Source organism: Comamonas sp. 4034, from assembly GCF_050434545.1.
GTDB lineage: Bacteria > Pseudomonadota > Gammaproteobacteria > Burkholderiales > Burkholderiaceae_C > Comamonas > Comamonas odontotermitis.
Window position 1 is genome coordinate 213,388 of record NZ_JBNDIT010000007.1, and the last position, 8,986, is coordinate 222,373.

Genomic DNA, 8,986 nt, shown 5'->3' on the forward strand with positions numbered 1-8,986 from the left:
TGGTATTTGCAAAGCCTGCTCTGCCTCGGCAGGCGCAAAACCCAGGGGTAGGTCTGACGCACACCCGGCTAGGTACGTAGCCAAGCGTCACTCCATGGCATGAGATCAACGGACGCTCAAGAAGTCGCATGGACTGCCCCTGGTCAGGGGCAGTACAGCAGGTCAGTGCACAAAACAGACGAAGTAATGCTGGATATATGGAAAAGTCGTGTTCTTGGGCTCAATGATTACCATGACATTTGTTCTGTCAAATCCTGGGTTGCAAGCGCGAATGACTAGCAACATCTTTCAATAGGCTGCTAAGGCTTATATACGGTAGGAAGCGTCTTGAGGGGCGCCTACGTAGCAGGTTGATGCCCCGCTTTGGGTTTGTGAACGTTTTGTTTGCTATCAGTTCAAGCTGACAGCATCCTGACGATGGCCGTTTGTCGGATTGATCCTGCTGTCTTTACAAAGTAACTTGGCAGCTTTGTAAAGCTCGTTTACATTTGGTTTGATAGTCATACTAAATAGAGACGGGCTATGCATAGAAAAATACTGCCAGTTCATCTGGCGAGGGGTTGGTTCACCATATGCGCGCTATTTGTGCTTGGGGTGTTGTATTCCATCAGCAATGCATTTGCCCAGGCGGCAGATGCGGTTTGTGCTGAAGTCAAGATTGTCATCGAGCAAAAGCTATCGCTCGAGCGCCAAGCGTTTGATGCCAGGATGGTCATCACCAATGGCCTCTCCGATCAGAAACTGGAAAACGTTTCCATCGAGCTCAAGTTTCTCGATGCGAACAACAACGTTGTCACAGCAACCGTTGACCCCAATGCCCAGGGCGCAACCTTCTTTTACCGCACCGATCAAGTCACTGGCATCACCAATCTCAGCGGTGGTGTGATTGAGCCCAAGGCTGTTGCCAACATCAACTGGCTCATCATCCCCGCGGCAGGCAGTGGAGGTAACAAGCCAGAAGGCACTGTTTATTACGTAGGCGCCAAAGTCACCTATACCTTGAATGGCAAGACTGACACGGTCGACGTCACGCCAGAAGCCATTGTTGTGCGCCCACAGCCTGAATTGGTGCTGGACTACTTCATGCCTCGCGATGTGTATGCCGATGATGCATTTACCCCGGAGACTGAGGTGGCCGAACCTTTTACCCTGGGTGTCAGAATCAAGAACCAGGGCGGCGGCGTATCGTATAAAACCAAGATAGAGACGGCTCAGCCCAAGATCGTCGAAAACCGGCAAGGCTTGGCGGTCAGCTTTCAGATTCTAGGTGGATTCGTTGGGGACCAACCAGCAGGCAAAAGCCTGCTGTTGGACTTTGGAGATATTGAATCCGGGGTCTCCAAAATGGGACGCTGGTCCATGGTGACCAGTCTGGCAGGCAAATTTGTCGACTTTACTGCCAGCTTTACACATGCCGATTCTTTGGGCGGGGCTGTTACCTCTCTGATCAAAGAGGTTCGTACCCACACCTTGATCCAAGACGTACGTGTCGATCTTCCAGGGCGTGACAAGGTGCGTGACTTCCTCGCCAAGGATGGTGATGTTCTCCGCGTCTACGAATCGGATGGGGCCGATACGGAAGTGCAGAACCAGACAGCTTCCGCACAGATGACCGTACAGGGCAACAACGCCGTCCTCAAGTTTGCAGCCGTCGCGCAGGGCTTTGCTTATGCACGTGTCCCGGATCCTAGCCGTGGGGCCAAAGTACCTGTGCAAGTGATTCGCTCCGATGGCTACATCGTTCCTGCAGAGAATATCTGGCTATCCAAAGAACGCAACGAAGACCTCAGCTGGAGCTATTTTCTCAACATCTTTGATGCCAATACTACGGGTCAATACACCATTGGTTTTGTAGCGGGGGGCGCGGAGGTCAGCATAGCCGGCGTGGTGTACAAGGATGCCAATGCCAACGGAATGCGCGATGACGGCGAACCTGGAATCCCTGTTGTGGAGATCAAGCTCACCGGCACCCAGGCAGGTACGGGTACCTCCGAGTTGCAAACTGCCTACACCGATGCACAAGGCGCATTCAACTTTACCAAGCTAAAGCCCGGTGTCTATACCTTGGTCGCAGGCGTTACTGATGGCTTGGTAGATGGGGTGGCGCTGGCAGGTTCTGCAGGTGGTAAGAGCGAAGCGGGCAAATTCAGCAGCATGGAATTGACCGCAGGCACAGCTGCCACTGGTTATTTGTTTGCCAAACGTGTAGCCACGCCGGAGACTACTGATCCCGAGCCCAAAGCCGATCTCAAAATCGCTGCCGGAGCAACTCCTTCCATCGTCAAGCGTGGTGACAAGTCCACTGTCACCATCACTGCAGAAAGCTTTGGCCCAGCGACAGCTAAGGCAGTGACCGTCAATGTGGAATTGCCCGCGGGCCTGACAGTGCTGAATCAATCAGCTGCTGTGGGAACCTATGCCAATGGCGTATGGACATTGGGTGACATGGCCAAGAACTCCACTGCGATCCTGACTATGGAAGTGCAGACGGCCAAGGACGGCACCGCCAAAGAGTTTTTGGTGGCTGCGCGTATCGGCGCGGCTACCAAGGATGACATCACCAGCAATAACAGTGCTCAGGCGGTGATCAGGATCCAGGACAGCGAAACCGTGACTGCTAGCCAAATGGCAGACCAAGGTGTGCGAATCCTCGCCTATATCGGCTGCGGTGCAGATTCGGCATGCGCCGAGGCCAAGCGCCAGACCGCACAAACCGTACTGGTTGCCTATGACAGTGAACCAGAGATTGTCGCGACCGCAGCCGCCTTCCAGAAGGCCTTGCGTGCAGGAGACTTCAGCCTTATGTGGCTGAGTGGTTCACTCACCGACCTGAATGCGAATCTGCAGGAGGAAGTGCGTGCCGCTGTGCTGCGTGGCGCTTCGTTGGTCGTGGACGGTGCAGCTGACACCAATCTGCGTGCCATCGCTGAAATGTGGGGCGGTTACGCGGACCTGCCTCTGACAAGCGCTGCGCTGCAGGTGGGAGGGGCTCAACTGCCGCTGGCATCCCCCAGCTGGTCCTTGGTGCCCAATGCTCAAGCCACCAGCCAACTGAACTACGTTTCAGGAGAAGTCGCTGCCATACGTACGAACTATGGCAAGGGGCAGGTACTGACCATGGGCTTTGATCAGTTCGGCGACAAGCTTACTGGCGCCGCCTGGAGCGAGTGGCTCAAGGCGCAAATCGCCTCCAGTACGCCCAAGCTGGTAGATCCGATGTTGGTCCAATCCAGTGTTCACTTGAAGACGGTTGTCACCAATGGCGACAGCAAGTCTCGCCAGGTGACCCTCTCCAGTGCTTTGGGCAATGGCACCAAGCTGCTGTCGTCCAAGCCAACCGCTGCGCAAAATGGTGATCAGTTCAGCTGGCCGCTGGATATGGCAGCGGGTGTAGAGCAAACGGTTGAGCTGTGGCTGCAACTGCCAGTGGAATCCAAAGCCTTCACGCTGGAATCCCAGCTGCGCAACACTGCAGATGCCACGGTGATCGACAGATGGTCGCACAATGTACGCACCGTTGCCCAGCAGCAGGCTGAAGCCAATGCACGTGCTGCGGTACCTGTGGTGCAAGGACTGACCGAGGCTGCCAAGGCAGAGATTGCCGCGCTGTTTGATCAAGCGGCAGCCGCCGTTCAGCAGCAAAAACTGGGTGATGCCATCAGCGCGCTGCTGCAAGCCCAGCAAAAACTGCGTGCGGTTGCACAAGATGCAGGACGCGATGCGGCACTGCAATCGGTTGCACAGTGGATTGGCCTGGTGTCTGCCGCCTGGAAGGATGACGGCACTACCACCAAGAACTGGACCTTGACCATCAACAGTGGCAACCAGCAAGCCGCCAAGGTAGGGACCGCCTTCGGTGCTCCGCTGCAAGTGCGTCTTGCCGATGACAACAACGCCCCGGTGGCAGGCCAAACCGTCAAGTTTGTAACCCCAGCCAGCGGCGCTAGCGCTGTCTTCACCAATGGCACGCAGCAGTTGCAAGTGACCACCGATGCCCAAGGTTTTGCCTCGACGGGTGGTATCACGGCCAACGCGGTGGCGGGATCCTACCAAGTCGTTGCCAGTGCAGACAATGTAACAACTTCGCTGGTCTTTGATCTGAGCAACAGTGATGCCGCAGCGCCAATCCTGTCGCTGCAGTCGGTGGCGGGTGATGCCCAGTCCGCTCAAATCAACCAAGCCTTCGCCCAAACCTTGCGAGTCTTGGTGGTTAACGAGCAAGGCGTGGGAGTCGCAGGCAAGGTGGTGATCTTCTCGTTGCCATCGGCTGGGGCCAATAGTGCTACTGCCAGCTTCGCCGGTGGCTCCAGTACCGCAAGTGTCACGACAGATGCCCAAGGCCTGGCCATCTCTCCTGTGTTGATGGCCAACGGCACCGAGGGCAGCTACAAGGCGATCGCCGCTGCAACAGGTGTCTCTGGCGAGGTTCAGTTCTCGCTGAGCAACACCAAGCAGCCGGTGCAAGTGTTCAATTTGCTGAGCGTTTCCGGCAGCGGCCAGTCCGCCAACGTGGGTACTACCTTTGTGCAAGCCCTCAAGGTCAAGCTGGTCGACGGCCAAGGCGCCGGCGTGGCAGGCCGCCTGGTCAGCTTCCAGCTGCCCGTAAACGGTGCGGGTGCAACGTTCGCTGGTGGTGCACTGCAAGTACAGGTGCAAACCGATGCCGATGGTTTTGCCAGCTCACCACTGCTCATTGCCAACAACACTGAGGGTAGCTTCCAGGCGGTAGCGACGGCGCACGATGCTGCAGACACAGCGCAGTTTGCGCTGACCAATACCGCCGCCACCGTGCCTGTGCTCAACCTGCAAGTGGTATCTGGTGGTGGTCAATCTGCCATCGTCGACACCGCATTCACCGATGTGATCCGGGTCAAACTGGTCAATGGCCAGGGTAGTCCGATTGCAGGACGCGCAGTGACCTTCACTCTGCCGGCGAGCGGCGCGAGTGCAGTCTTTGCTGGTGGTGGCTTGTCCGTGCAAACTACGACCGATGCGCAAGGCATGGCCGCATCGCCCAAGCTCACTGCCAACAAGACCGTGGGGGACTACGAGGTGCTTATTGCCGCTGCTGGGGTGACGGAAGTGCGCGTGGGCCTCAAGAACACGGCGGCGCCTGCTGGTGACAAACAAGTCACCATCAAGACTCCAACAGGTACAGGATCGCTCAAGGCTTCCGTGACCGGTGGTGGTGCAACGTGCCGCTTTGATCCAACCAAGACCTTTGTCAAGAAGGCTGAAGGCTTGCTGCCGCTCTTCAATGTCCTGCTCTTCCCGCATGGTGTGTTCGAGTATGAACTCGTCGGCTGTGATGTGGGCAGCACGGTTACCATTACGACGGAGTGGCCAAACCTGTTTGGTATCAGCAACTACATGAAGTACGGCCCAACTCCCACTTCGCGAGGCCGGAGCTTGTGGTACGTACCCAGGAATCTGCGGTTGCAAGGCAACAAGATCAGCTACACCATCACTGACGGTCAGTTGGGCGATGACGATCTGACCGTCAATGGTGCGATCAAGGACCCTGGCGGCCCCGTGATCCAAAGTGGGCCATTGCCAGATGGCGAGCAGGCTGGGCCCATTGAAGTGCCAGGCTTGAGTCCGATATCGGTCGCTTTGCTGTCGCTACTGACTTTGTTGGGAGTTGCCCTTTGGCAGCGCCCCTTGCGCTCGCAAAAAGGAGCTGCTTCGCATCGTGCCACCAGCGAGGGTGCTCATGATGAGTAAGCTACAGGCTCAATCACTGCAAATCAGCGCAAGTACTGCGTTGGCTGTTGCTGGCATGGTGCTATTCGCTGCATCGATCAGCGCATCTGCAGCAACGCAAGACGCTGCAGCAGCTCCACTGGCGGATGATCTCATCTGCCAGGCTAAAAACTATGCTGCGCATGATGCCCAGGCGCAAGCCTCCTATTGGCCTGCCCAAGTCTCAGCGCCTGCACTGGATGGTACCTGCTGGATCAGTGGACAACAGCTGGCGACTTCAATCGAAGGCTCCATCAGCAAACCCATGTTGATCGATGTACGTCCGCGCAGCATGCAAAAGGCGACTCCGCTGGCCAATGCACTGCAAATGGAGCTAACGGAGGTCGCCAGCAAGCGGTTCTTGCAACAAGGGCCGATAGTGCTGGTGGGCACCGGGCTGGACTATGCCAATCTCAGCAGCGCATGCCAGCAGTTGAAGGAACAAGGTTTTATCAAAGTGCAGGCTGTTCGGGGTGGTGTCCGCTCATTGCTTGCTGGAGCAAAAGTCGGTGATTCTTTCGCTGTTGCTGACCAACTGATTTTGCAGCCATTGGATGCCAATGACTGGATCGTTTCGCTAGTGCAGGGTCTGCAGTGGACGGTCATCTCGGCCAGTGAGGCCATGCACAGCGCACCCAAAGATCGGCTGCCCGTTTCGGCAAGCCAACTGGTTTCTGTGCAGGTGGAGGGTAAAGAGCGTGATGCCAAGCTGGTTGCAGCTGTGAAGCGCGCCTATCTGGACAAATTAAACAACCATAAAAACACTGCCCAAGCCCAGGCACTCATTGTGGTGACCGATGAATCGTTCAGTGATGCCATACGCCTACAGGTCGAACAGGCATTGGCCAAGGCCGTGAAATCACCTAGCAACGCAATTGCATCTCTGCCTGCCTATTGGCTGCGGGGCGGATGGCAAGGCTATGAGCAGCAAGTTGCGCAAACCGCTGTCATCCAGCAAACCGCCAATCACAAACTTCAAGTTCCATGTGGGCGCATCTAGGCGCATCAGGGCATTACCAAGAATGAAAAAAACAGAGGGACGTATGTTGTACCCATCACCAACATTCACCGCATACACTTCGCCCGCCTCTTGCGGGAAAAGCCTGGGGCCCGACCGCCAAAGCCCTGGCGCACTGAAGCCGTGTGCGGGAAAAGCGTCGCAGGCGCTGACTCGCATGGTTTACCAAGTGCTGGTGCAGGTGTGGATACTGTTGGCTGCCATCCTGGGTATGCAGCAGGCGACGGCACAGACCGTGGTAACAGGCTCCATTACCGGCAACACCACCTTGCGTGCGGCACAGTCGCCATATTCCTTCCAAGGCGATGTGATTGTCGATAACAACGCAACCCTGAGCATCGAGCCTGGCGTCACCATTCAAATGGCTGCCGCGGCCAGCTTTACCATCAAAAAAGGCGCACTCCAGGCTGTTGGCACGCCCAGTCTACCCATCAAAATTACCTCTGCTGCAGCCACGCCTGCAGCCGGAGACTGGCGCCAATGGCGCTTTACGACGGGCACCAACAATGCACTGACACAACTCAGCTATGTCACGATCGAATATGGCAGTGGTGTAGCCATTGAAGGCTCATCTCCTGTCATCAACAATACCGCCATCAATCACCACAGTGGCCCTGCCATCACGATTGACCTGGCCTCCTCCCCGGTAGGAACTGGCAATACCGCTAGCGGCAATTCTCTCAACGCCATTTCTGTGCCAACAGGCACGATTCGTGCGCAGGTCGTTTGGGGTGTGGTGGGTATCCCGTATTTGGTGCAGCAAGGCTTGGTCAATATCGGTCAAGCGCCATTGGCGCTGGAGCCCTCCAAGCTCAAGCTCAGCCCAGGCGTAGTCGCCATGCTCCGTGTCACGGTCAACACACCGGCCCCTGTCGGCGGTATCTTGGTGGATGTATCCAGCAGTGTTCCCTCCGTCGCTTCGGCGGTGTCGCGAGTAACAATTCCAGAGGGATCTATCAGCGCTGATCTGGAAGTGCAGGCTAGTAGCTTGGGCACGACCAAGGTAACTGCCAGCCACGCCACGCTGGGTTTTGCAGAAACCCAGATCGAGGTGGTCAATCTTCCTTCTTTGGGGTTGGCACCGTCGAGCCCAACAGTGGGTATCAATCGCAGCTATCCCATGACCCTGTCGTTGCCAGCGCCTGCAACGGCAAATGTTGCAGTGCAGATCAACAACGCAGATGCCGCCGTATTGTCTGCACCGACCAGTCTGGTGGTGCCTGTGGGTCAGCAAAGCGTGAACTTTGAAGTGACGGGCCTGGCTGATGGCGTGAGTCGCTTGACTGCGCAGGCCGACGGCTATGCCAGTGCATTGGCCACCGTGACAGTACGTGGCAAAGCCTTGGTGTTGCCGTCGAGTGTAGTGGTGGCCCCGGGGGGAAGCACGGCGGTGGCGATAGAGGTGACCGAGCCAGCTCCTGCAGGCGGGCTATCAGTAGGTCTGAGTCTGGCGCAAAGCAGCTTGGCACAGATTCCTGCAACCGTGCAAATCCCCGCAGGCCAAAGCAAGGCAAGCTTCACGATCAACGGGACAACGTTAGGTACGACCACACTGACGGCGGCTGCCTCAGGCTACCAGTCTGGGCAGACCACGTTGCGGGTTGACGCGATCAGCCTGAATACCGACCCCACCGCAGACTTGGTGATGAATGTGGAGCTGAGCCGCTCTGTGCGCGTGCAACTGAACAAGGCGGCTCCGCAAGGCGGCATCACGGTGGCTGTGGTGAGCCAAGACCCGATGATTGCAACGGTGAGTCCTGCAGAGGTGTTCATTCCCCAGGGGCAAATCTATGCAACGGTACCGGTCACGATCAAGGCATTGGCTGAGGGCAAGACTGCTATCAGTATCACTTCGCCGGGGTTGATTGCCAAGACGCTGAATGTGGATGTTAAGCAGAAGTTTGCATTGCACTTGTTTAGAGCCTACGGACCTCAAGCGGTATTGGGTAAAGGAATGAACACCCACTTGTATGAAATAGGTGTTCAGAGATTGATCAATGGTGTTGTGAGTGGTGGAGCGGATGCGGTGACAGTGAACTTGCGCTGCGTAGCTGCTGAGGTGTGTAAGACACCGGCGACGGTGACAATTCCTGCGGGTCAAAGCAGCGTGAACTTTGTCGTGACGGGTGTAGACATCGGATCAACGCAGATTGAGGCAACGGCTGCTGGGGCGACTGCATCAACGCCATTGCAAACGGAAGTCATTGCGCCGCAAATAATAATTAG

Annotated in this window: 3 protein-coding genes; all 3 read left to right on the forward strand. The window is 56.5% G+C overall.

Annotated elements, in window-relative coordinates:
* The first annotated feature begins 594 nt into the window (after nt 1–594).
* The gene (locus ABIE32_RS10155) at nt 595–5,724 is read left to right on the forward strand and encodes a choice-of-anchor U domain-containing protein (protein WP_429015711.1); all 5,130 of its coding nucleotides are present in this window, start codon (nt 595–597) and stop codon (nt 5,722–5,724) included.
* A complete protein-coding gene (locus ABIE32_RS10160) occupies nt 5,717–6,742 on the forward strand; it encodes a hypothetical protein (RefSeq protein ID WP_429015713.1) in 1,026 nt (341 codons plus the stop codon). Before ABIE32_RS10155 ends, ABIE32_RS10160 begins: the two co-directional genes overlap by 8 nt.
* A 22-nt stretch (nt 6,743–6,764) precedes the next feature.
* Nucleotides 6,765–8,986: hypothetical protein (locus ABIE32_RS10165; protein WP_429015715.1), on the forward strand; the 2,222-nt coding region annotated here is incomplete at its 3' end.